22 protein-coding genes are annotated in these 22,529 nt (G+C 64.0%); 13 read left to right on the forward strand and 9 right to left on the reverse strand.

Annotated elements, in window-relative coordinates:
• The coding region (locus tag BLR94_RS25005) for a transposase (protein WP_139207505.1) at window positions 1-331 on the forward strand (331 nt) is incomplete at its 5' end.
• Between the two features lie 83 nt (window positions 332-414).
• Here BLR94_RS25005 and BLR94_RS25010 read toward each other — a convergent pair.
• Together BLR94_RS25010 and BLR94_RS25015 are read right to left on the reverse strand one after the other, a co-directional pair.
• The gene (locus tag BLR94_RS25010; RefSeq protein WP_084308669.1) at window positions 415-1,125 is read right to left on the reverse strand and encodes an NUDIX domain-containing protein; all 711 of its coding nucleotides are present in this window, start codon (window positions 1,123-1,125) and stop codon (window positions 415-417) included.
• Window positions 1,122-1,703, reverse strand: coding sequence for an adenylyltransferase/cytidyltransferase family protein (locus BLR94_RS25015; protein ID WP_084308668.1), 582 nt, complete (start codon window positions 1,701-1,703; stop codon window positions 1,122-1,124). The genes BLR94_RS25010 and BLR94_RS25015 overlap by 4 nt, the downstream gene beginning before the upstream one ends.
• 99 nt (window positions 1,704-1,802) lie before the next feature.
• On the opposite strand from BLR94_RS25015, the gene BLR94_RS25020 reads away from it, so the two are divergent.
• The 3 genes from BLR94_RS25020 to nadE are packed head-to-tail and all read left to right on the forward strand — an operon-like array spanning window position 1,803 to window position 4,498.
• Window positions 1,803-2,456 (forward strand): isochorismatase family protein, encoded by a 654-nt coding sequence (locus BLR94_RS25020; RefSeq protein WP_084308667.1) that lies wholly within the window; start codon window positions 1,803-1,805, stop codon window positions 2,454-2,456.
• Window positions 2,449-3,654 carry a nicotinate phosphoribosyltransferase gene (gene pncB, locus BLR94_RS25025; RefSeq protein WP_084308666.1) on the forward strand — a complete coding sequence of 402 codons (1,206 nt, stop codon included), beginning with the start codon at window positions 2,449-2,451 and terminating at the stop codon, window positions 3,652-3,654. Before BLR94_RS25020 ends, pncB begins: the two co-directional genes overlap by 8 nt.
• A gap of 16 nt (window positions 3,655-3,670) precedes the next feature.
• The gene (gene nadE / locus BLR94_RS25030) at window positions 3,671-4,498 is read left to right on the forward strand and encodes an ammonia-dependent NAD(+) synthetase (RefSeq protein WP_084308665.1); all 828 of its coding nucleotides are present in this window, start codon (window positions 3,671-3,673) and stop codon (window positions 4,496-4,498) included.
• Window positions 4,499-4,606: 108 nt separating this feature from the next.
• On the opposite strand, the gene BLR94_RS25035 is transcribed toward nadE, so the two are convergent.
• Entirely contained in the window at window positions 4,607-5,953 is a 1,347-nt protein-coding gene (locus BLR94_RS25035; RefSeq protein ID WP_090423768.1) for an MATE family efflux transporter, read from the reverse strand.
• A 167-nt stretch (window positions 5,954-6,120) separates the two neighbouring features.
• Here BLR94_RS25035 and BLR94_RS25040 point away from each other — a divergent pair, with 167 nt between their 5' ends.
• From BLR94_RS25040 to BLR94_RS25050, 3 genes are all read left to right on the forward strand, one after another.
• Window positions 6,121-6,624: an RNA polymerase sigma factor gene (locus BLR94_RS25040; RefSeq protein WP_084308663.1), complete on the forward strand. Its 504-nt coding sequence runs from the start codon at window positions 6,121-6,123 to the stop codon at window positions 6,622-6,624.
• A complete protein-coding gene (locus tag BLR94_RS25045) occupies window positions 6,621-7,574 on the forward strand; it encodes a FecR family protein (protein WP_084308662.1) in 954 nt (317 codons plus the stop codon). The genes BLR94_RS25040 and BLR94_RS25045 overlap by 4 nt, the downstream gene beginning before the upstream one ends.
• 195 nt (window positions 7,575-7,769) lie before the next feature.
• Window positions 7,770-10,172: a TonB-dependent receptor gene (locus BLR94_RS25050; RefSeq protein ID WP_084308661.1), complete on the forward strand. Its 2,403-nt coding sequence runs from the start codon at window positions 7,770-7,772 to the stop codon at window positions 10,170-10,172.
• A gap of 242 nt (window positions 10,173-10,414) precedes the next feature.
• Here the strand turns inward: BLR94_RS25050 and BLR94_RS27635 are convergent, their stop codons facing one another.
• The 5 genes from BLR94_RS27635 to BLR94_RS25070 all read right to left on the reverse strand — a co-directional run bounded on the left by BLR94_RS27635 (window position 10,415) and on the right by BLR94_RS25070 (window position 15,340).
• Window positions 10,415-10,555, reverse strand: coding sequence for a hypothetical protein (locus BLR94_RS27635; protein ID WP_167359809.1), 141 nt, complete (start codon window positions 10,553-10,555; stop codon window positions 10,415-10,417).
• A 344-nt stretch (window positions 10,556-10,899) separates the two neighbouring features.
• On the reverse strand, window positions 10,900-11,181 hold the full coding sequence (locus tag BLR94_RS28350) for a FecR domain-containing protein (RefSeq protein WP_084308660.1): 282 nt from the start codon (window positions 11,179-11,181) through the stop codon (window positions 10,900-10,902).
• Window positions 11,178-11,513, reverse strand: coding sequence for a FecR/PupR family sigma factor regulator (locus tag BLR94_RS25060; protein WP_084308659.1), 336 nt, complete (start codon window positions 11,511-11,513; stop codon window positions 11,178-11,180). The genes BLR94_RS28350 and BLR94_RS25060 overlap by 4 nt, the downstream gene beginning before the upstream one ends.
• 366 nt (window positions 11,514-11,879) lie before the next feature.
• Window positions 11,880-13,100, reverse strand: coding sequence for a hypothetical protein (locus tag BLR94_RS25065; protein ID WP_244158263.1), 1,221 nt, complete (start codon window positions 13,098-13,100; stop codon window positions 11,880-11,882).
• 80 nt (window positions 13,101-13,180) lie between these two features.
• Entirely contained in the window at window positions 13,181-15,340 is a 2,160-nt protein-coding gene (locus BLR94_RS25070) for a TonB-dependent receptor family protein (RefSeq protein WP_084308658.1), read from the reverse strand.
• A 322-nt stretch (window positions 15,341-15,662) separates the two neighbouring features.
• Here BLR94_RS25070 and BLR94_RS25075 point away from each other — a divergent pair, with 322 nt between their 5' ends.
• From BLR94_RS25075 to BLR94_RS25100, 6 genes are all read left to right on the forward strand, one after another.
• Complete coding sequence (locus BLR94_RS25075) at window positions 15,663-16,751, forward strand: ABC transporter substrate-binding protein (RefSeq protein WP_084308657.1); 1,089 nt, start codon at window positions 15,663-15,665, stop codon at window positions 16,749-16,751.
• Entirely contained in the window at window positions 16,732-17,727 is a 996-nt protein-coding gene (locus tag BLR94_RS25080) for an ABC transporter permease (RefSeq protein ID WP_084308656.1), read from the forward strand. Before BLR94_RS25075 ends, BLR94_RS25080 begins: the two co-directional genes overlap by 20 nt.
• On the forward strand, window positions 17,721-18,512 hold the full coding sequence (locus BLR94_RS25085; RefSeq protein WP_084308655.1) for an ABC transporter ATP-binding protein: 792 nt from the start codon (window positions 17,721-17,723) through the stop codon (window positions 18,510-18,512). The genes BLR94_RS25080 and BLR94_RS25085 overlap by 7 nt, the downstream gene beginning before the upstream one ends.
• A gap of 381 nt (window positions 18,513-18,893) precedes the next feature.
• A complete protein-coding gene (locus BLR94_RS25090) occupies window positions 18,894-20,339 on the forward strand; it encodes a cytochrome ubiquinol oxidase subunit I (RefSeq protein WP_084308654.1) in 1,446 nt (481 codons plus the stop codon).
• 2 nt (window positions 20,340-20,341) lie between these two features.
• A complete protein-coding gene (gene cydB, locus BLR94_RS25095) occupies window positions 20,342-21,349 on the forward strand; it encodes a cytochrome d ubiquinol oxidase subunit II (RefSeq protein ID WP_084308653.1) in 1,008 nt (335 codons plus the stop codon).
• Entirely contained in the window at window positions 21,349-21,492 is a 144-nt protein-coding gene (locus BLR94_RS25100) for a DUF2474 domain-containing protein (RefSeq protein WP_084308652.1), read from the forward strand. Before cydB ends, BLR94_RS25100 begins: the two co-directional genes overlap by 1 nt.
• A 168-nt stretch (window positions 21,493-21,660) precedes the next feature.
• Here BLR94_RS25100 and BLR94_RS25105 read toward each other — a convergent pair whose 3' ends face one another.
• Entirely contained in the window at window positions 21,661-22,440 is a 780-nt protein-coding gene (locus BLR94_RS25105) for a sulfite exporter TauE/SafE family protein (RefSeq protein ID WP_084308651.1), read from the reverse strand.
• Window positions 22,441-22,529 lie beyond the last annotated feature (89 nt).

The raw sequence follows: 22,529 nt of genomic DNA on the forward strand, positions 1-22,529 counted from the left end.
CGAACTGGGCGATCTGCACAGGTTTGACAGCAGCCGTGCTGTGACGGCCTATGCGGGGCTCAATCCCAGGCTACAGGAGTCCGGGAAATTCAAAGGCCAAACACGGATATCTCGCACCGGCTCGGCCATCTTACGCGCAGGGCTGTATATGCCCGGCTTGGTGTCCATAACGCATAACGCGGCGATACGGGCAATGGCCGAGCGCATGAGAGCCAAAGGCAAAACCGGCAAACAGATCGTCTGCGCGGCGATGCGCAAGTTGCTGTGTATCGCCTACGGCGTGCTGAAATCGGGAATGCCTTTTGATGCCGAATTGGCGCTTGCAAGGTAACGGGCAAGACGGTATCTACGGCCGCTTGCGCCGCTCCGCTGCCCTTCATATCAGCAGCATCGCAGCCGCTCCGAGCCGCAATATCAAATAGCGGCGCGATCCGCCAGCAGACTGCGGTCGAATACGAATACGCCCACGGCCTGTTCGGTCAGCTCCCACAGCTGCTGAGGGCGGCCCATCTTCGGGAAATTCTTGTCCCCGGTGTCGCGAATCCAGCCGGCTTCCTTCATCCGCTCCAGGCGTTTGCGCAGCGAGGTGTTGTTGATCGTCGTGCCCAGGCAGGCCTGGGCTGCATGCAGGGCATCGAGCACGGTGAAGCGTGGCGGGGCCAGGTACAGGGGCAGGCTGGTGTACACCGATTTGCCCGCCAGGCGTTCCAGGCTGAGGCGCAGCAGATCCCCATGGTCGAAGGGCAGGGCGATATTCCCGTCGAGCACCTGTTCCAGCGGCACGAAACGCAGGCCGTCATCGGCCGTTTCAGTGTCCGGGGGCAGCAATGCCAGGTAGTAGGTGCTCATCGACCAGCCCCGCGGATCACGGTTGGCGCTGCCTTCGGTGCCAACCTGTTCCAGGTGCCGTGGCGCGACCTGGGCCTTGTCGCGCAGCACGCGATGGGCCGCCGCTTCCAGGTTGGCGTCGCGGGTGCTGCCATTGACGATCACTCCAGGCAGCGCCCATTGCCCGATGAAGGGCTCCCGCTCGCGGCGGTGCAGCAAAAGGTGTAGCTGCCGGCTCTCGGCATCCATGCGCAGGGCGATCAGGTCGACACTCGCCAGTACTTCTACGGAACTCACATGGCCCTCCTGTAAATCGTCATGTCGGACTGGATCTCCGGCAGTTGCCATGCATCCGGGATCCTTTGCCCGGCAGCGATCATCGCGCGAATCGAGCTGCTGTGCACGGCCATCTCCTCGTTCGCCACCAGCAGGCCGAATCGCTCGCGCAGTTGCGCTGCCCGGTAAAAGGTGGTCAGGCGAGTGAGGTTGTCCTCACCGATCACCAGCGCCAGGCGATGCGCTGGCAACTGATGCTGCTGGGCGATGTGGCTCATCAGGTCGTAGCTGTAGATCACCTTGCCGTCAGCACCCAGCTGACGCTCCACGGCTGAGCACACCACGCGTTCGCCGAAGCGTGCCGCCAGGCGTTCGATCCAGGCGCAGCGCAGCTCGAAGTCCGCCATGCGCTTGGCGTCGGCGTGCCGGTAGCTGGGCACCACCATGACCCGGTCCGCTACTTCCAGCGCGCGCTGGATGACGCTGGCATGGCCGGCGTGAGGAGGGTCGAAGGCGCCACCATATAGGGCCATGGCGAAACGTTGCGGCGTTGGCAGGGCACTGGCGGCGGCGAAGGTCTGCAGTGATGACGGCAGCATCGTCAATCTCCTCGTGAGCGGGTGTTGACATATATAATACACCTGGTGGAATATGTGTCCACCCCGCAGCGATGCGGCTCCACCAGCAGGAGGTGTCAGATGAAGATCGCCACGTTCGATGTCGATGCGCAGAAGGGCTTCACCAGCCTGTGCCCGGATGAACTGCCAGTGGCTGGCGGCCATGAGATCGCCGCGCCGCTCAACGACATGGCGCGTCGTGGCACCCTGCGCCTGGGCAGCAAGGACGCCCATGCGCCCAATGCCATCTGGGTGGTGGAAAACCATGCGCAGATGCTCCAGCCGCTGAGTCATGCCAACGCCGACCTGACCTGGGTCAGCCACTGCGTACCGGGTACGCCTGGCTTCGAGCTGCTGGACGAGCTGCCAGCACCGATCGACTACGACTTCTTCGTCTGGAAGGGCGTCGAGCCCGATCTGCACCCCTACGGCGCCTGCTTCCACGACCTGGCCGGCAGGCGCAGTACGGGCGTCATCGAATACCTGAAGGTCGCCGGGGTGCAGGCGGTGGTGGTCGGCGGCCTGGCCCTGGACTTCTGCGTACAGAACACCGCATTGCAATTGCGCGGCGCCGGCTTCCAGGTGTTGCTGTATCTTCCGGCCTGCCGGGCCATTTCCGAAGCCGGCGCAACGCAAGCCATCGACCGGATGCGCGCGCAGGGCATCATCATCTGCGCCGACAGCGGAGCGCTCGACAACGAGTTGGCCCGCCTCGAGGAGAATGACCATGAGTGAGAGCGTATTCGCCCCCAGCATCATCCAGAATCTGCTGGATACCGACTTCTACAAGCTGACCATGATGCAGGCGGTGCTGCACAACTATCCCAACGCCGAAGTGGAGTGGGAGTTCCGTTGCCGCAGCAACGAGGATCTGACGCCTTACCTGGCGGAGATCCGCTATCAGATCGAGCAACTGGTCAACACCTCGATCACCCCGGATCAACTGGCCTATCTGGAGAGGATCCCCTTCATCAAGGCCGATTTCATCCGCTTTCTCAGCCTGTTCCGCTTCAACATGCGTTACGTGCACGTCGGTACCGACGCCGCCGGCCAGTTGGCGATCAGGGTACGCGGGCCCTGGCTGCACGTGATCCTCTACGAGATCCCGCTGCTGGCCATCGTCTCGGAAGTCCGCAACCGCTACCGTTACCGCGAGGTAGTGATCGAGCAGGTGCGCGAACGGCTCTACGAGAAGCTCGACTGGCTCAAGGGGGAGGCCTCGGTCGATGAACTGGCCGATTTCCAACTGGCTGATTTCGGCACGCGCCGGCGCTTTTCCTACCGGGTGCAGGAGGAGGTGGTGCACATCCTCAAGCGTGATTTTCCCGGCCGTTTCGTGGGGACCAGCAACGTGCACCTGGCCCGGGAATTCGACCTCAAGCCGATCGGTACCATGGCCCACGAATGGTTCATGGCGCACCAGCAACTGGGCCCGCGGCTGATCGACAGCCAGAAGGCCGCGCTGGAATGCTGGGTCAAGGAATACCGCGGCCTGCTCGGCATCGCCCTGACCGACACCATCGGCATGTCGAGCTTCCTCGAGGATTTCGATCTGTACTTCGCCAAGCTGTTCGACGGTCTGCGTCACGATTCCGGCGACCCTTTGCAGTGGGCCGAGAAGGCCATCGCGCACTATGAGCAACTGGGCATCGACCCACAGAGCAAGACGCTGATCTTCTCCGACGGCCTGACCATGCCCAAGGCCCTGGAACTGTATCGCGCGCTGCATGATCGCATCCATGTCAGCTTCGGCATCGGCACCAACCTGACCTGCGACATCCCCGGTGTCGAGCCGATGAATATCGTCATCAAGATGATCGACTGCAACGGCCAGCCGGTGGCGAAGATCTCCGACACACCCGGCAAGACCCAGTGCCGCGACCCGAACTTCGTGACTTACTTGAAACATGTTTTCCGCCTCGAATCCAACTGACCAAGGGAGAGACACCATGAGCAATCGACAAGCCGAAATCGCCATCGCCCTGGGCGTCATCGCCCCGTTCGCTTCGTCGGCCGATGTGGATGCCGAAGTCGCCCGGCGCATCGCCTTCATCAAGGCCACCCTGGCCGCTTCGCAAACCAAGGTGCTGGTGCTGGGCATCAGTGGCGGCGTGGACTCTTCCACCGCCGGGCGCCTGGCGCAGCTCACCGTCGAGCAACTGCGCAGCGAGAAGCAGGACCAGGGCTACCGTTTCGTCGCCATCCGCCTGCCGCACAACGTCCAGCACGACGAGGCCGATGCCCAGGCCGCGCTGGCCTTCATCGCCGCAGACGAGGTGCTGACCCTCGACATTGCCCCGGCAGTGGCCGGGCTGGCCGGGCAGGTCGCCGAGTTGGGCGGGCTGACTTCGGCGCGCCGCGACTTCGTGCTCGGCAATACCAAGGCGCGCATGCGCATGCTGGCCCAGTACACCGTGGCCAACGCCCGCAACGGCCTGGTGATCGGCACCGATCACGCGGCGGAGGCGGTGATGGGCTTTTTCACCAAGTTCGGCGATGGCGCCTGCGACCTGGCGCCGTTGAGCGGCCTGGTCAAGGGCCAGGTGCGGCAGATCGCCGAACGCCTCGGCGCCCCTGCGGCGGTATTCTCGAAGGTGCCGACCGCAGACCTGGAAGACGAGCGCCCCGGCATTCCGGATGAGCAGGTGCACGGCGTCAGCTACGAGGACATCGATGCCTTCCTGCAGGGCAAGCCTGTCAGTGAATCGGCCTACCAGGCCATCGTGCAGACCTATGACAAGACCCAGCACAAGCGCGAATTGCCGCTGGTGCCTTGAAGGCCTGCGTTCGGCTATCGCGGCTCAGGCTTCAGGCAGCCCGTAGCCGCGCGCCATCAGTACCGTCTGCAACGCCGACATGACGCCATGCAGCCGATCAGCCTGGCATCACGCGTCGCCCGGCGCCGCGAGCCACTGGTTGCGGCGTGCCAGTTGCCAGGCCATGGCCGCGAGGGTCATGCCGCGCAGGGCCATGAAGGCCAGGAACGCCATCCACAGACCATGGTTGCCGAAGCCCTGCAGTGCGAGGGCGATCGGCAGGCCGAGGGCCAGGGCCACGAGCATGGCGTTGCGCATCTCCCGGGCGCGGGTGGCGCCGATGAACAGCCCGTCGAGCAGGTAGCTGGCCACCGCGAACAGCGGCAACAAGGCGAGGTAGGGCAGGTAGCGCTGTGCGGTTTCGCGTACCACGGGAATGTCCGTCTGCAGGGTGACGAACAGCTGGCCACCGACACCGAAGCACAGCGCGAAGAGGAGGCTGGCCAGCAGCGACCAGAGGCCGGCGACGATCAGGCTGCGCCTGAGTGCCAGGCGGTCACGGGCGCCGATGGCATGGCCGCATAGCGCTTCCACCGCGTGGGCCAGGCCATCCAGCGCGTAGGCAGTCACCAGCAGCCCATTGAGCAGGAGCGCATTGGCTGCCACCGTGGCGTCGCCCAGGCGTGCCCCCTGGATGGTGACCAGCAGGAACACTCCCTGCAGTGCCAGGGAGCGCAGAAAAATATCCCGGTTGACGCCCAGCAGTGCGCTCCAGCTCCGCCACTTGGCCATCGCCGCCCACTGCGTGTTGCCAGGGTGGCGGCGCAGGGCGCCGCGGGTCAGCGCCAGGCCCACCAGCAGGCCGCCCCATTCGGCCAGTACCGCGGCGCGGGCAGCGCCGACGACTTCCCAGTCGAGAACCAGCACGAACCACAGTGACAGCAGGATATTCAGCAGGTTGGTGACCAGCAGCATCGCCAGGGGCGCACGGGCGTTCTGTGCGCCCAGCAGCCAGCCGATCAGCGCATAGTTGGCCAGTGCGGCCGGCAGGCCGAGCAGACGGGTATGCAGGAAGGCCCGGGTCAGCGCATCCAGCTCGGCCGATGGCGCCATCAGGCCAAGGGCCAGACCGCTGAAGGGCACCGCCAGAGCACCGAGCGTCAGCGCCAGCAGTGCCGCCAGCAGCAACCCTTGCACCAGTACCTGGCGCAACGCGCCGCCATCGCCCCGGCCGCAGGCCTGGGCGCTGAAGCCCGTGGTGCCCATGCGCAGAAAACTGAGCAGGCCGACGATCAGCACATACAGGCTGCTGCCCACCGCCACGGCGGCCAGCTGGTGGGCGTGGGGCAGGTGGCCGACCACGGCGGTATCGACCAGCGCCACCAGCGGCACGGACAGGTTGGAAAGGGTCATTGGCGCGGCCAGCGCCCATACCTTGCGGTGGGTCGGCGCATGGCGCCAGGCATCACGAAACATACGGGGCTCCATTACGGCTGCGCAGTATAGTGACAGTGCCGCGCACATGCCTCCTGGCGCCGCTGCGCCCTGTATCCGGACCTGCAGCGAGACGCTGGTCGCCTTTTATTGAAAATAGTTATCAGCGGATATATGTTCGCAACCCTTTCCCTGCATGAGATCCGCGAGTGCGTCCGCCCAATGACTCCGATGCCCAGGATGGCCAGTTCCAGCGCCATGCAGGCGAGTTGCTGCGCTTCTTCACCCGCCAGGTGAAGTGCGACGAACTGGCGGCGGACTTGCGTCAGGAAACCTGGCTGCGCTTCCAGCGCCGTGGCGCGGGTGAGGTGGAGAATCTGCGCGCCTTCCTTTATCGCATTGCCCGCAACCTGATCATCGACCATCGCCGTCAGCAACAGGCGCGGCCCGTGCAGGAGAGCGTGTCGGTGGAACTGGAGTCTGCCCAGCCGGGGCCAGAACAGATAGTCGGTGATGGTCAACAGCTTGCCCGTTTGCAGGATATTCTTCAGGATCTGCCCCCTCATTTGCGTCAGGCCCTGTTGTGGAACCGCCTCGACGGGCTGACCCAAAAGGAGATCGGGCAGCGCCTCGGTGTTTCCGAAAGCATGGCCGGGCGCTATATCCTCAAGGCGCTGGAACAGTGTCAGCAGAAAATGGACTTGATGTCGTGACCACCGATTCTTCGCTCCTCGCCCAGGCCCGGGAATGGCAGGTACTGCTGCATTCCGGGCGCGCCAGTGCTGCCGATCGTGCCGCCGCCAACGCCTGGCGCTGCGCGTCGCCGGATCACCAGCGAGCCGCCGTCGAAGTGGACAGGTTATGGGCGCTGTTGGGGCAGCTCGGCGAGCAGCCTGCCGCGAGCGCCACCGTCCCCCCGGCGGCTGCGATCCGGCCATTGCGCCGTGGCCGGCGGCTGCGTTGGGCGGTACCGCTGGCCAGCGCCGCCATGCTGCTGGTGGCGCTGTGGCTGCCCCAGGGCGCATGGCTGGGCTGGTACGCCGACCTGGCCACCGCCCCGGGCGAAGTGCGCATCGTCGAACTGGAGGACGGTTCGGTGCTGACGCTCAATGGAGCCACCGCGCTGGACTGGCGCCTCGACGAAGGACGTCGGAGCATTCGCCTGTATCGGGGCGAAGCGGATTTCCAGGTCGCCAAGGATGCCGGCCGGCCGTTCTTCGTGGAGGCTGGGCCGGCGCGTATCCGCGTGACCGGTACCCGTTTCGATGTCGACTACGACGGTCGGCAAGTGGTTCTGGCGGTCACCGAAGGGCAGGTGCAGGCCAGCGATGCCCACGGCCAGCCGTTGCCGGTGGGCGCCAACCAGCAGGTACGCTGGAGCGCTGACCGCCTGCAACAGGTACAACCTCTCGATGCCCGTCAGCAACTGGCCTGGCAGCGCGGCAAACTGGTGTTTCGCGCACAGCCGCTGAGCGAGGTGTTCGCCGAGCTCGAACGCAGCCAGAGCCAGCGGGTGATCTTTCTCGACTCGAGTGTGCGTGACTTGAAGGTCACGGGGGTGTTCGCCCACGACGATCCGCAGGCGGTGTTGCGTGCTATCGAAAGCAACCTGCCGGTACGCCTGGTGCGATTGCCCGGGTTGCTGCTGGTCAGCCGTCCCTGACCCGGTGGGCAAACGGGCCTTGCACCCGGCATCGCGGGTGCTGCCGCGAGGGGTTCTGCCCGCCTCGCCGATGCCGGGCAGCCCTGGCTGAAAAATAATCTCGCTGCTGGTTCAGAAACGCGCTGGTCTTTCGTCTTCCGCTTCTGCAAATGCGACTTTTTCGCATGATCTTTGGCAGAACACAGGAAACCCAGCATGCGCCCCACGCGTTCTCCTCTTCTCCCGGCACTGGCCGCCGCTCACCTGTTGTTCGCGGCCACGAGCGCGTCGGCGCTGGAGTTCGATCTCCCTGCCCAACGTCTCGATGCGGCCCTCACCGATTTCGCCGAACAGGCCAATGTGCGCCTGCTCTACGATGCCAGCCTGACCCGGGGTGACCATCAGGCGCCAGCGCTGAAGGGCGACTATTCGCTGGCCGAAGGTCTGCAGCGGTTGCTGCAGGGCAGTGGCCTCAGCTACCAGATCGACCCTCAGGGCACCGTGAGCCTGGTGCCGCTTGGCCAAGGCGATGATTCGCTGCAGCTCGGTGCCACCACGGTCAGTGGCCAGGCCGACGGCCGCCTCGACCTGCCGGTGGCATACGCCGGTGGCCAGGTCGCCCGAGGGGCGCGCATCGGTATGCTGGGCAATCAGGACATGCAGGACGTGCCGTTCAGTGCGGCCAGTTACACCGGCGAACTGATCGAGAATCGTCAGGCGCGCAGCCTTGGTGAAGTGTTGGCCAGTGATCCGGCGATCCGCCAGTCCAACGGCTTCGGTAACTTTTCCCAGGTGTTCGTGGTGCGTGGCTTTCAGCTGTACAGCGACGAGATCGCCTTCAACGGCCTGTATGGCATCCTGCCGCGGCAGATCATTTCCACCGAGGCCGTGGAGCGGGTCGAGGTGTTCAAGGGCGCCAACGCCTTTCTCAATGGTGTGGCACCTGGCGGTAGTGGCGTTGGCGGCACGATCAACGTGATTTCCAAGCGCGCCGAGGATACGCCCAATCGCAGCATTACCCTCGATTACGCCAGTGATTCGCGTGTTGGCGGGCATATCGACCTGGGCCGGCGTTTCGGCGAGGACAATCGCTTCGGGGTACGCGTCAACCTGGCCAAGCGTGATGGCGAAGCGGCGGTGGACGGTGAGCATTCACATTTCAGCCTGGCGGCTGTCGGCCTGGATTACCGCAGTGACAGGCTGCGCGTCTCGACCGATTTCGGCTACCAGAAGCAGCGGATCAATGAAGGCCGAGCGGTCATCAACCTGGCTGCGTCAACCACTGGGCTGGGCGGCAAGCTCCCCAAGGCGCCGGACTCGGACGCCAACTACGCGCAGCCTTGGAGTTGGTCGCAGTTGGAAGATACCTACGGCATGTTCAACGCCGAGTACGACCTCAGTGATAATTGGACGGCCTACCTGGCCGGCGGCGGAAAGTACACCCGCGAGAATGGTGTGTATTCCTCGCTGTTTCTCGCCTCGTCGAATGGCGATGGTCGGGTCGGTCGTCTCTATTCGCCGCTCGACCAGGAAACCCTCAGTTCGGTCGGTGGCTTGCGTGGTCGTGTGCAGACCGGTGCGATCAGTCATCAACTGAATTTCGCGGTGAACGGTTTGTGGCAGGAAAAGCGCAATGCCTTCGAGTCGACCACCGCAGCCAATCGCTTGCCGGGCAACCTCTACGATCCCTTCCCAAGCCCCGAGCCGATACCCAGTGTCAGTGGCGATATCCATGATCCACGCAAGACGGCCAAACTCACTACCCGCAGTGCCGCCGTTTCCGACACGCTGGGCTTCATGGACGACCGCCTGCTGCTGACGCTGGGCTTACGTCGGCAGAGCCTGACCTCTGACTCATGGAGCGCAAGCACCGGAGCGCGCGGTACGCCTTACGACAAGAGCATCACCACGCCAGCTTACGGCGTGGTATTCAAAGCCACGGATGTGGTGTCGCTTTACGCCAACCGCATCGAGTCTCTGCAGCAGGGGCCGACTGCGCCTACCGCGGCGGTCAACAACGCCGGGCAGACATTCGCGCCATATCGTTCCAAGCAGATCGAGGCGGGCGTCAAGCTGGATTGGGGCACCTTCGGTGGTAGCCTGGGTGTCTATCGGATCGAACAACCACAGGGGATTACTCAGGGCGGTACGTTCAGCGTGGATGCTGAACAGCGCAACCGTGGCGTCGAGTTGAACCTGTTCGGTGAGCCGGTTTCCGGGGTGCGTGTACTGGCTGGGGCGACCTGGATGGACACCGAGTTGCGAGGCACCGCAGGTGGTACCAATGATGGCAACCGCGCTGTTGGCGTGCCGCAGTTCCAGTTCAATGTTGGTGCCGACTGGGATGTGCCAGGTGTGCCTGGGCTGAGCCTCAACAGTCTGCTGTTGCGTACTGGCGGCCAGTACATAGACTCGGCCAACGACCTGAGCATCCCCGCCTGGACGAGGGTAGATCTGGGCGCCCGTTATGGGATGAAACTCGACGAAGAGCGCAACTTGACCCTGCGTGCGGGCCTGGAAAACGTCGCTGACAAGGCCTATTGGGCTTCCACCAACGGTGGCTACCTGACCCAGGGTGAACCACGCACCCTGAAGGTTTCGGCCACTCTGGACTTCTAAGGAGCACCGTAGATAACGACCCCGCATCACGATAACCAGCCCGGCACATTCCCACGTCGGGCTGGTGTAGTACTTCTTGTCGAGCAGGTTGTTGAGGTTGAGCATCGTGCTGAGTTGCTCGGTGATGGGGTAGCAGGCCATCAGGCCGACGACGGCGTAGCTGCCCTGGGTAAAGCGCACGCGGTTTGGGCCGAGATTGTCGGTGTAGGCCGCGCTCTGCCAGTTCACACCGCCGCCGAAGGTCAGGCCATTGCCAAGGTTTCGATCAGATAACTGGTAAACAGCTTGGCGGTGTTTTGCGCAACGTTGGTGTTGAGAGCGCTACCACTACTGTCCTGCACCAAGTTGCGCGAGAAGCTGGCACTCACTTGCCAGTTCGGCATCAGCTCACTGCTTAGCTCTACCTCGAAGCCGCATGCCGTTATCGGCGTGGCCGTGGCGAAACAAAGCACATCTCTAACGCGCGCTCAGCTCGGTGCTTTGGCTGCCTTCGTTCGCGCGTACCGGGGCGATGGTCGGGAGGGCGCGGATGAAGTCCTCCATGTCGCTCAGTTGCAGTACGGCACTGATCCGTGGGCTCGGGCAACCGGCGTGGGCTTGCAGCGGCCGTTCGCGATAGCGCGACAGGCTGGCGGTGATCTAGCCGAGATCCGCGTCTTCGAACACCAGGTTGCCGCAGGTGAAGGCCAGGGTATTGTCGGCCGGCAGGTCGCCCTTGCGCAGTCCACTACCATCGACTTCCACGACCAGCCCCCACCTGCCATGTTTCGTTCGGGTGGCGAGTGCTGGTTACTTCGAGCCGGCCATGATCGACGCTGACCCGCAGCCGATCCGGCAGGCGGTTGACCACGAAGCGGATGCCGCGCACGGTAATCTGCGCCATGCCGCTATCGATCAAGAAGGGGCGCAAAGGGTTGCGTACGACGTCGAACAGCGCCTCGCCCTGCCGCAGGTCGAGGCGGCGCTGGCGCCAGCCATAACGGACGTTGGTCCGGGTGGCGGCGTTCAGCTACAGCTCGCTGCTATTGCGTAGGATACTCGCCAATCGGCGTGTGCAACGCGAGCTGCTGAGAGGTATGCCGATAACCGAGCCAGCCCGCAGCCGACGGCGAACATCAGCATCAGGGCGTAGGTAGCGGGGCTGCGCATGCCGCTGGCGCTCCATGGCTTCGATCTGACGGGGCTGCCGAAGTCGTTCCAGAGCGCCTCGAAGGCCCGATACTCCTCGGCGTTCGCCGGGTCAGCGGCCAGCCAGTTGCGCAATTGCGCCTGCTCCGCCAGTCGCGCATCGCCGCGCAGGCGCAGAAACCAGGTGGCTGCCTGTTCGGTCGGGTCGTTCATGATTGCAGCAAGTCGCGGGCGCGGCACAGGTCGAGCAGTAGCGCATCATGTGCCATTCGACCCTGTTCAGGCTTGATGCCCATTACACGCAGCAGGTGCGCCGGCTCAGGCTGAGCAGCAGATCGCTGTAGGCCCAGCCAAGGTCGATGCCTTGCCTGTCGGCTCGGGCGGAATCGCGAAGCACGGGGTGCCGGCCTGCAGCACGGCAATCGACACGATAAGCCCTATGGGTGTTGGAAGCGGCCAGAGGATAGGCAATTGGCGATAGTTGTTAAATAGTATTTATTGCTATTTTGAGTGCTCGGGCGTATCGCACGTAGAGCCAAGAGGGTCTGCCCCATGCGGGGCAGATCAGGGGAGGTGACGTTACTTCGCCTTCAAGGTGTAAGACGGCCCCCACACCGATTTACCAGGGGTTTCGCGGGCTTTGATGTTGATCTGCCGGTAGGTCAACTCGCTGAGTATGTTCGCCAGCTTGGGCAGCCCATAGTCGGCCGGGTTCTGGCTGTTCCTGACTTCCTCGACCTCACCCAGCAACTGAACCAGGGTGACCTGCTCGAGCTCGCAGCGCATCCGCTCCTGATCCGCCTGTTTGCAGCTCTTGTTCCTGAGCGCAGCGGCAGGCGGTTCGGCAAACAGGCCATCGGTAACAACGACCTCACCAGCGGCGATATCGAAACTCGCGAATTCCCTGTCGATGGTTGCCGTGACATTTCGGGCTTCGAAGGTTCGTTGCTGGATGCTGGGCACCCAGCCTGCCTCCGACGTTTGTCGTTTCACGTCGTAGGAGGTTTTCGCCCGGCTCATGCACTCGTTGTTGACCACGCGCACGGAGGTGCAGTAGTCCTCTTCCACCGTCTCGGTACGGTAGCTGGCGTCTTCCCATTTCTGGCCGCGCTCGAACTCATCGATCTTCTGCGCCTTGAGCATCAGATGACCCAATGACGACGGCTTGATGTTACGCCCGCCCGGTGCCTCGAAGGCGGCAGTTCGCGGCAGCACATAACTGACGCCGGTGATCGTATAGCGACCCGGCTCGACCACGAAGATCTTGTAGAGCGTGCGCCCGAAAACCAACTGGAAATAGGAGCGGCTTGGATCGTTCTCATCCGGCTCGTTGCGGGTGTCGTAACCGACGAAGAACTTGGACGACGGGCGAGAGGTATTGGTCCACTCGGTGACCCCCGAGCGAAGTCGCAGAAACTCGGCGATCGAGTCGTTGTTCTGGAAGTCGGTGGTACCGTCCAGGCTGGCAGTTGGCACGATTAGAATGGCTTTGCCCGAGGTTTTTATCTGGGCGAACATTTCGTCATGAGCTCTACGCATTTCCAACATCATGGCTTGCGGTGATGCAGGCTGCGCCTGCCCGGCATAGTAGCCCTGGTTGGGTGCGGCGAGCGGAACGCATGCAGCCAATGCCAGGCTGGACAGGGTGATGCCGAGCAGCATGCCCAAGCGGGTCGACGAACCCCTCGGGAGTTGCGATCCAACGGTGCCCTTCACGTTCATCTTTCGTATCCATCTGCTTTGTGGGGTAGTGGCACATGCCTTCCGGGCTGTGCAAAGGTCCAACACACCATTGTCCACATAAGCTCGACAAGCCCTATAGCTCATCAAAACTATTGTGAGGGCGTTCAAAAAATGGTGGTTCGCATGCGGCGGGTGGGTCAGTTGAAGCTGTACGACACCCCGACGAACGCCCCGAAGCCATCGCCCGGGGTGGAGCGGGCAACGTCTGCGCCGTTGTCGTTGTAGCCAGGCGTGACGGTGGCGGCGTAGCGCTTGTCGGTGAGGTTGCGCAGGTCCAGCCAGGTCTGCCAGTCGTCTTTCGGCGAGGCGTAACCCAGGGTCGCGCCGAAAATCGCGTAGGCATCGGCGTAGTAAGAGTTGGCGTAATCCACGGCAACCTTCGAGGCGTACTGGGTGTTGAACCCGGCGTAGAAACCGCTCGGGTGGCTGTAGCGCAGCTCGGCCTGGTAGTAATGACGCGGCAGGCCGGGCAGGCGGTTGTCGCCGTAGGTGTCGTCGTCGCGGTAGTGGAAATCGCTGAAGGTATACGCCTGGCGCAGGGCCAGATCACCGGCTGCACCACCTTGCCACAGCGGGCTGTCGAGGCCGAGCTCGATGCCCTGGTGGATGGTGGGGCTGGCGTTGGATTCGGAGAACACGTTCTGCTCGACCTGTACGGTCAGCAGCTCGTGGCGCACGACCGAGTAGTAATAGGCCGCGTCCCACTGGCCCAGTGCCGAGTCACCACGGCCGCCCATCTCGAAGGTGGTGGCGGTTTGGTTATCCATCGAGATCGGCGCGCGCTGGCGAGCGCTGTACGGCTGGTTGCTGGCCGGGAAACGCAGCGGCGAACTCCAGAGCATCGACCAGGCGTGGGGCGGTTCGACCGAGCGGCTGATAGTGCCGTACAGCTGCACCTCGGGGTTGAGCTTATAGCGCAGGCCGATGCGCGGGGCGTAATCCCAAGTGTGTTCGCTGAGCGTGTCGTCGGTGGCCGGCCAGGTTACCTCGACCTGACGGCGGGTATAGATCAGCGCCAAACCGGTAGTCAGCCACAGATCGGGCACCAGCTCGGTTTCGTTGCTGGCGTGCAGCACGTTGTCCGAGCCCAGGTGTTCATAGGCGCGCATCAGGGTGCCGGCTGGGTAATCGGTGCCACCGACGCTGATCGGTAGGGCGGCATTTTCCTTCGACTTGCTGCTTGGCAGATTGGTGGTGCTGCGAAAGCCGATGGTGGTGGTGCTGTCGAGCCCGAACAGGGTGTGGCGGCGGGTGTAGTTCAGGGTGCCACTGACGTCGCTGTAATCCACACGCACCCGGTAGGTGTTGCCGTTGGGGGAGCTGTTCTCGACGATATCCATCGGGTAGTGGTGATAGGCCAGGCCGGCTACCAGCGTCGAGTCATCGTCGATCCGCCAGGTGGTCTTGTTGGCCAGCCAGGTGCTGCCGGGTTGGTCGCGGTGCGCGTCGATGCGCAGGTTGTTGGCGGCGGCAGCCCGTGGGTCGTGCTTGATCTGCGCTTTGCTCAGGCGGCCCGGGACATCATGCTCTGTTTCCCGATAGCGCAGGTAAAAGCGCGTTTCCAGGTTGTCGTTGAGGCGATAACCAACGTTCGCGGCCACGCCCTTGCCTTTGCCCGAGGCATGATCCTGATAACCGTCGTAATGGCTGTCGGTGAGGTTGATGTAGTAATCGAAATCACCCAGCACCTGGCCGGAGCTGATGCTGCGTTTCTGGTAACCGTGGCTGCCGGCTTCGTAGCGCAGTTGCAGCGTGTCGGCATCGCGGCCGGTGCGGGTGATGTAGTCGATGGCGCCGCCCAGGGCCAGCGATCCCTTGTCGAAACCATTGGCGCCGCGCAGCACTTCGGCGCGGCTTATCCACAGCGGCTCCAGCAGCTCATAAGGCGTGCCGCCCGAGCCGGTCAGCGGCAAACCGTCGAGCATGATGTGGTTGCCGGAGGCGTGAGAGCCGGTGCCGCGATTGATGCCCGAGCCGCGGATCGCGATCTTGATGCCCTCGTTGCCAGGCGACTGTGCGTACACGCCCGGCTGGTAGGCCAGCACATCCTGGTTGCCGGCCACGCGGCCCTGCTCGACGCGCGTCATGTCCACCAGGTTGATGCCGCCCGGTACCTGCTTGAGCTGCTCTTCGGCCGCCTGCTGCTCGGTCAGCACCTGATCGGTTACCCGCACGCCTTCCAGTTGCACGGTGCCTGGCCTGGTTTCGGCATGGGCGGCAGGAAGTGCCGCGCAGGTCAGCAGGCTGGCGGCCAGCAGGTGGCGAGGGCGCAGGGCGAAGGGGGGCAGGGAACGCATCGATGGAAATCTCCGTGTGAACAGCAGGCAGCGGTTGTAGCAGGCAGCGCCGGGTAGGACGGCGGCTCGGCAGGATAAGCCACGTCCCTCGCCTGGTGATCGTTTTCTGCTGCCGGGGTTTCCGGCTCTGGTGTCGTTCAATTTGCTAAATTTGCATATTAGGTTATGCCTAAATTGAATTTCCATGTAGTTCGTGGAGCCTATACCGTCTAAGGCCTTTCCATCGACGCTCGCCCACAGGCCTTGAAACGCGTCATGCCGTTCCATCCGCACGCTACCCGACCGCGCGGCGCCTGCACGACTCTCTCTGAAGGGAGGCGCCATGCCCATATCCGCGCTCAACCGCCGACAGCTGCTTGCCCTGGCCGGCACTGCCACTGCGGCAGCGTTCGCCAGCCGCTTCGCCTGGGCCGACAGCAGCCATGCCGGCCACGGTGCCCACACAGGGCACGCCAGCCACGGGGCTCAGCCCGTGGGCAGCGGCCTGGATCTGGACAGTGATCGCTGGGTGTTGCCCGAGCCACGCAAGATCAAGCTGGCCACCAACCTCAATGCGGTGTGCCTGGCGCCGGTGGCCGTAGCCGACAGCCAGGGCATCTTCAAGCGGCACAACCTGGACGTGGAGTTCGTCAACTTCGGCAACTCCACCGAGGTGCTGCTCGAGTCCATGGCCACCGGCAAGGCGGACGCCGCCACCGGCATGGCGCTGCGCTGGCTGAAGGCGCTGGAGCAGGGCTTCGACGTCAAGCTGACCGCCGGCACTCACGGCGGCTGCCTGCGCCTGTTGACCCTGGAGGATGGGCCGAAGAGCTTCGAGGCCCTGAAGGGCACCACGATCGGCGTTACCGACATGGCCGCAGCCGACAAGAACTTCTTCTCGCTGATGCTCAAGCGTCATGGGGTAGACCCGGTGCGCGACGTGACCTGGCGCGTGTACCCCATCGATCTGCTCAGCGTTGCCCTGCAGAAGGGGGAGATCCAGGCGGCCAGCGGCTCCGACCCGCTCATGTATCGGGTCAAGCAGCAGCCGGGCTTCGCCGAGCTGGCGACCAACATGATCGAGGAGTACGCCAACATGAGCTGCTGCGTGGTCGGGGTCAGCGGCGAGCTGGCGCGCAACGACACGCCGGTGGCGGCGGCCATCACCCACTCGATCCTGCAGGCCCACGCCTGGGCATCGCGTAACCCCGACGCGGTGGCGGAGGAGTTTCTCAAGTTCGCCATCAACACGTCCAAGGAAGAGGTGCACGCCATCCTCACCGAGCACACCCACGGTTACTACTCGGTGGGCAACACCTTCGTCAAGGAGATCGCGGTGTATGCCCGCGACCTCAAGAACGTGGAAGTGCTGCGCCCACGTACCGATCCTCTGGAGTTCGCGGAGAGCGTCCATGCCGACGTCTTCGCTTGAGCAAAGCCGGCCACCGCAAGGCGCCGCGTTGCCGCTGTGGCGTGGCGGCCTTCTGGCAGCGCTGGGCTGGATAGCCTTCGCGTTGTTCACCCGATTCTATCCGGACGGCGGCAAGCCCTGGCCCTTCACCCAGGAACTGGCGTTCTTCGCTGCGGGCGTTGGCGTGCTGCTGGCAGTGCTGGCCATCCTGCCGGGCCTGTTCGGCAGGATGGTCGAGCGTCTGCGCCCGAGCGGTGCCTGGTTGGCGGCGCTGCCCCTGCTATTGGGCATCTGGCTGCTGGTCACCGCCAAGGTGGTGGTGCTGCCGGTACCGTTCTTCGCGCCTCCCCAGGCGCTGATCGAGGTTTTTGTCGATGACTGGGCGCGCCTCGGCGAGAGCCTGCTGCATTCCCTGTGGCTGCTGGTCAACGGCGTTGTGATCGGCGGGCTCAGCGGCTTCGCAGCGGGTGTTGCGATTGGTTGGTCGCAGCGAATCGGCTACTGGGTGCATCCAGTGCTGCGCATCCTGGGGCCGATTCCTTCCACGGCATTGCTGCCGCTCTGCTTCTTTTTCTTCCCCAGCAGCTGGAGCGCCAGCGTGTTCCTGATCGCCCTGGCGACCTGGTTTCCGGTCACGGTACTGACCTGGTCCGGCGTGGCCAGCGTCGACAGGGCCTACTACGAAGTGGCCCGTACCCTGGGTGCCAACGCGCGCTTTCTGATCTTGCGGGTGGCGATCCCGGCGGCGCTGCCACATGTGTTCGTGGGGCTATTCATGGGCCTTGGCGCGTCGTTCTCGGTGCTGGTGGTGGCCGAGATGATGGGCGTCAAGGCGGGTCTCGGCTGGTACCTGCAATGGGCTCAGGGCTGGGCAGCCTATGCCAACATGTACGCGGCATTGCTGGTCATGGCGCTGCTCTGTTCGGGGTTGATCACCCTGCTGTTTATCGTTCGTGACCGGGTGTTGTCCTGGCAGAAAGGGGGCGTGAAATGGTGAATGTCGCGCAAGCAATCGTGGGTCGGGAAGCCGGCATGACCCTGGAGGTTCTCGGCCTCAGCCATGCCTTCGACCTTGGCGACAGCCGCCTGCCGGTACTCGACAAGGTCGATCTGCAACTGGCGCCCGGCGAGAGCGTCGGCCTGCTCGGCCCGTCCGGTTGTGGCAAGTCGACCCTGCTGCGTCTGCTCGCCGGCCTGGAAAACCTGCAGAGCGGCAGCCTGCTGGCCGATGGCACGGCGATTCCGGGGCCGCATCATTCGCGGGTGCTGGTGTTCCAGGACCCGACGCTCTACCCCTGGCGCAGCGTGTGGGACAACGTGGCTCTTGGCCTACAGGCGCGTGGCCAGCTCAGGGAGCAGAAGCACCGGGTCGACGAAACCCTGCGCAAGGTCGGCCTGCTGGAGTTCCGTGATGCCTACCCGCGCCAGCTCTCCGGCGGCATGGCGCAGCGTGTGGCGCTGGCCCGCGCACTGATCAACGAACCACGTCTGTTGCTGCTCGATGAACCTTTGGGCAAGCTCGATTCGTTGACTCGCATCGCCATGCAAAGCGAGCTTATCCGCCTCTGGCAACAACAGGCCTACAGCGCCCTGCTGGTCACCCACGATGTCGAGGAGGCGCTGCTGCTCTGCGACCGCGTGCTGGTGTTCTCGGCACGCCCGGCGCGGGTACTGGCGGAGCTGAAGGTCGAGCGGCCCTATCCGCGTCGTCGCGACGATCCGCGGCTGCTGGAACTGCGTCATCATGCGCTGGACCTGCTGGGGCAGGGTAGCGACTGGTGACTGCACAGGCGACCGGTAGCCGTACAGGTCGCTCACGGCTGTAGCTTTCCACTCCTGGGGCGCGCCATCGATGGATAACTTGGCATTTTCCCAGCAGCCGGGTGCTCAACCCTGCTTCCCATGCTCTCGTGGACTGCACATGGCGGGGCGACTACCTGCAAGGGCAGGCCACACAGCGCCTGCGCCTGCGATAACGCGCCAACACGACACAACGCCGCACGTGACGGCCTGTCGCGCGGCAACCGACCACGGCGGCAAGCGCCGAGACGGGGCGTAGTCTTTCGTTGATCGATTGATCCAGATCAAGACGCTTTTCGCTCTGTCTGGGTTGCAGATAACTAGAAAATCGATAACCGATAACCTGATCGAGGGGACGCTCCCATGTTCGGCCTAGAGGCTTTGGATCTCGCGCGCATCCAGTTCGCCTTCACCATTTCCTTCCATATCATTTTCCCGGCCATCACCATCGGCCTGGCCAGTTACCTGGCGGTGCTCGAGGGCCTGTGGCTGAAGACCGGCCAAGCGGTGTACCGCGACCTCTACCATTTCTGGGCGAAGATCTTCGCCGTCAACTTCGGCATGGGCGTGGTGTCCGGGCTGGTGATGGCCTACCAGTTCGGCACCAACTGGAGTGCCTTCTCGGACTTCGCCGGCTCGGTCACCGGGCCACTGCTGGCCTATGAGGTGCTCACCGCATTCTTCCTCGAGGCGGGTTTTCTCGGTGTCATGCTGTTTGGCTGGAGCCGCGTCGGGCCGGGGCTGCACTTCTTCTCGACGATCATGGTGGCGATCGGCACGCTGATCTCGACCTTCTGGATTCTCGCCTCCAACAGCTGGATGCAGACGCCCCAGGGCTTCGAGATCGTCGACGGCCGGGTGATTCCCGTGGATTGGTTCGCGGTGGTGTTCAACCCCTCGTTCCCCTACCGCCTGGCGCACATGGCCACTGCCGCGTTTCTCGCCACCGCGTTCTTCGTCGGCGCGTCGGCGGCCTGGCACCTGCTGCGTGGGCGCGACACCCCGGCGATGCGCAAGATGTTCTCCATGGCGCTGTGGATGGCCCTGCTGGTCGCCCCGGTACAGGCGGTGATCGGCGACTTCCATGGCCTCAATACCCTCGAGCATCAACCGGCGAAGATCGCCGCCATCGAGGGCCACTGGGACAACAGCTCCGGTGAGCCGACGCCGCTGATCCTGTTCGGCTGGCCGGACATGCAGCGCGAGGAAACCCGCTTCAAGGTCGAGGTGCCGTACCTGGGCAGCCTGATCCTGACTCACAGCCTCGACAAGCAGGTACCCGCGCTGAAGGAGTTCGCCAAGCAGGACCGGCCTAACTCGACCATCGTCTTCTGGTCGTTTCGGGTGATGGTCGCCATGGGCATGCTGATGATCCTGGCTGGGCTCTGGAGCCTCTGGCTGCGCTGGCGCGGCAGCCTCTACCAGTCGCGCCCGTTCCTGTATTTCTGCCTGTGGATGGGGCCGTCTGGCCTGATCGCCATCCTCGCCGGCTGGTTCACCACCGAGATCGGCCGCCAGCCCTGGGTGGTCTACGGGTTGATGCGCACCGCCGACGGCGTGTCGATGCACAGCGCGGCGCAACTGGGGATCACCCTGGTGCTGTTCGTGGTCGTCTACTTCGCCGTGTTCGGCGCCGGCATGAGCTACGTGATGCGCCTGGTGCGCAAAGGGCCGGTCAGCGGCGAAGGCGATCATCAGCATGACGGCGGGCCGGGAACCCGGCACACGCAGGCGCGACCATTGTCCGCCGCGAAGGAAGGCCTGGACGACAGCGATTCGATCACCAGCACGGCGACCGGGAGGGCATGACCATGGGTATCGATCTTTCCGTCATCTGGGCGGTGATCATCGTCTTCGGCGTGATGATGTACGTGATCATGGACGGCTTCGACCTGGGCATCGGCATCCTCTTTCCGTTCGTGCCGGACAAGGGCGAACGCGACGTGATGATGAACACCGTGGCACCCGTGTGGGACGGCAACGAAACCTGGCTGGTGATGGGCGGTGCCGGGCTGTTCGCCGCCTTCCCGCTGGCCTACTCGGTGGTGCTCAGTGCCTTGTATCTGCCATTGATGCTGATGCTGCTGGGCCTGGTGTTTCGCGGCGTGGCCTTCGAGTTCCGCTTCAAGGCCAGGGATCACAAACGGCATATCTGGGACAAGGCCTTCATCGGCGGCTCGCTGGCGGCGACCTTCTTTCAGGGCGTGGCGCTGGGGGCTTTCATCGAGGGTATTCCGGTCGAAGGCCGGGCGTTTTCCGGCGGCTCGCTGGACTGGCTGGCGCCGTTCCCGCTGTTCAGCGGCCTGGGCCTGATCGCCGCCTATGCGCTGCTCGGCTGCACCTGGCTGATCATGAAAACCGCAGGGCGCCTGCAACAACAGATGCACAGGCTGGCCCGGCCCCTGGCGCTGCTGTTGCTGGCCGTGATCGGCATCGTCAGCCTGTGGACGCCACTGTCTCAATCGAGCATTGCCGAGCGCTGGTTCAGCCTGCCCAACCTGTTCTGGTTCCTGCCCGTGCCGCTGTTGGTGCTGGCGACCTTCTTCCACCTGCTGCGCTCGGTGGCCAACCACGACAACAGCAAGCCATTCGTACTGACCCTGGTGCTTATCTTCCTTGGCTACAGCGGCCTGGGCATCAGCCTGTGGCCGAACATCGTGCCCGGCTCGCTGACCCTCTGGCAGGCCGCCGCGCCCCCGCAGAGCCAGGGCTTCGCCCTGGTCGGCGCACTGTTCATCATTCCGTTCATCCTCGTCTACACCGCCTGGAGCTACTACGTATTCCGCGGCAAGGTGACGCCTGACCAGGGGTACCACTGATGAACAAGGCCACGGAAAAGAAACCCCTCTGGCAACGCATCGCCTGGCTGGCCGGCATCTGGACGGTCAGCGTGCTGAGTTTGGGGCTGGTGTCGTACTTGTTGCGGCTATTCATGAGTGCGGCGGGGTTGAGTACGCCGTAACGCCGCCCCGTAGGGTGGATCGGGGCGCATAGCTGACGCTTTATTCATCCACCAAGGGATCAACCGTGAAAACGGTGGACAAGCTTCGCGTTGTCCACCCTACTTGCTGCAACCCGCTTCGCCGCCCTTGAATCACACAAGCCGTGCGGCGAAACAGGTGTGCCATCCCTAGCCAGGCCCGGCGACGAAATAGCGCCCCACCAGAACGATGCCGCTGGCCAGCACCAGCCAGGTCACCAGGCGCACGAAGCGCTCGCGGGACATGTTCAGCGTCAGGCGACGGCCCACCCACAGGCCCAGCGCCATGGCCGGCAGCAGGCAGGCGGCGAGCAACAGCAGCGCCGCGTCGGCGTACACCCCGGCGATCAGCAGCAACGCCAAGCGTATCAGCGTGCTGCAACTGATCAGCGCGCTCTGAGTCGCCCGGGCCTGGTCCTTGTCGGGGAGACGCGCATTCAGGTAGATCGCATAGAGAAACCCGCCGCTGCCGAACAACGCCCCGAACAGGCCGCCGACCACCCCCGCTGGCACGGCCCAGCGTGGTGACAGCGTGGCTGGGCGCACCGTTGACGCCAGGCTGTAGAGCGCGTAGGCGGTCACGAAGACGCCCATCGCCAACAGCAGTAAGTCTGACTTCAGGCTGAGCAGAAAGACCACGCCCAGGGTGCAGCCCAGCGCCATGCAAGGTAGCAGGCGCAGCAACTCGCGGCGCGCCACGTCCTGGCGCGACGGCAGCAGGTTGCCGAGCGCGGCGACGAAGTCCAGCAGTACCAGCAGCGGGATGATCTTCGCCAGCGGCATGACGTGCAGCAGCAACGGCGCCGCCACCAGGGCAGTTCCGAAGCCGGCGATACCGAAGACCACGTAGGCGCCGGCCAGGGTCACGGCGATCAGCAGCCAATCCATAGGTGAGAACGGCAGCGAAGCGAACAGTGCAGCGAGATCCATCGGGTGCCGTCCATGCAGGGTATCTGCGCATACTCTAGCGGTGTTCGAGATATGCCGACCAATATGATAAAAGTCCTTTTGCTATCTCG

The organism is Phytopseudomonas flavescens (genome assembly GCF_900100535.1).
Classification (GTDB): Bacteria; Pseudomonadota; Gammaproteobacteria; order Pseudomonadales; family Pseudomonadaceae; genus Aquipseudomonas; species Aquipseudomonas flavescens.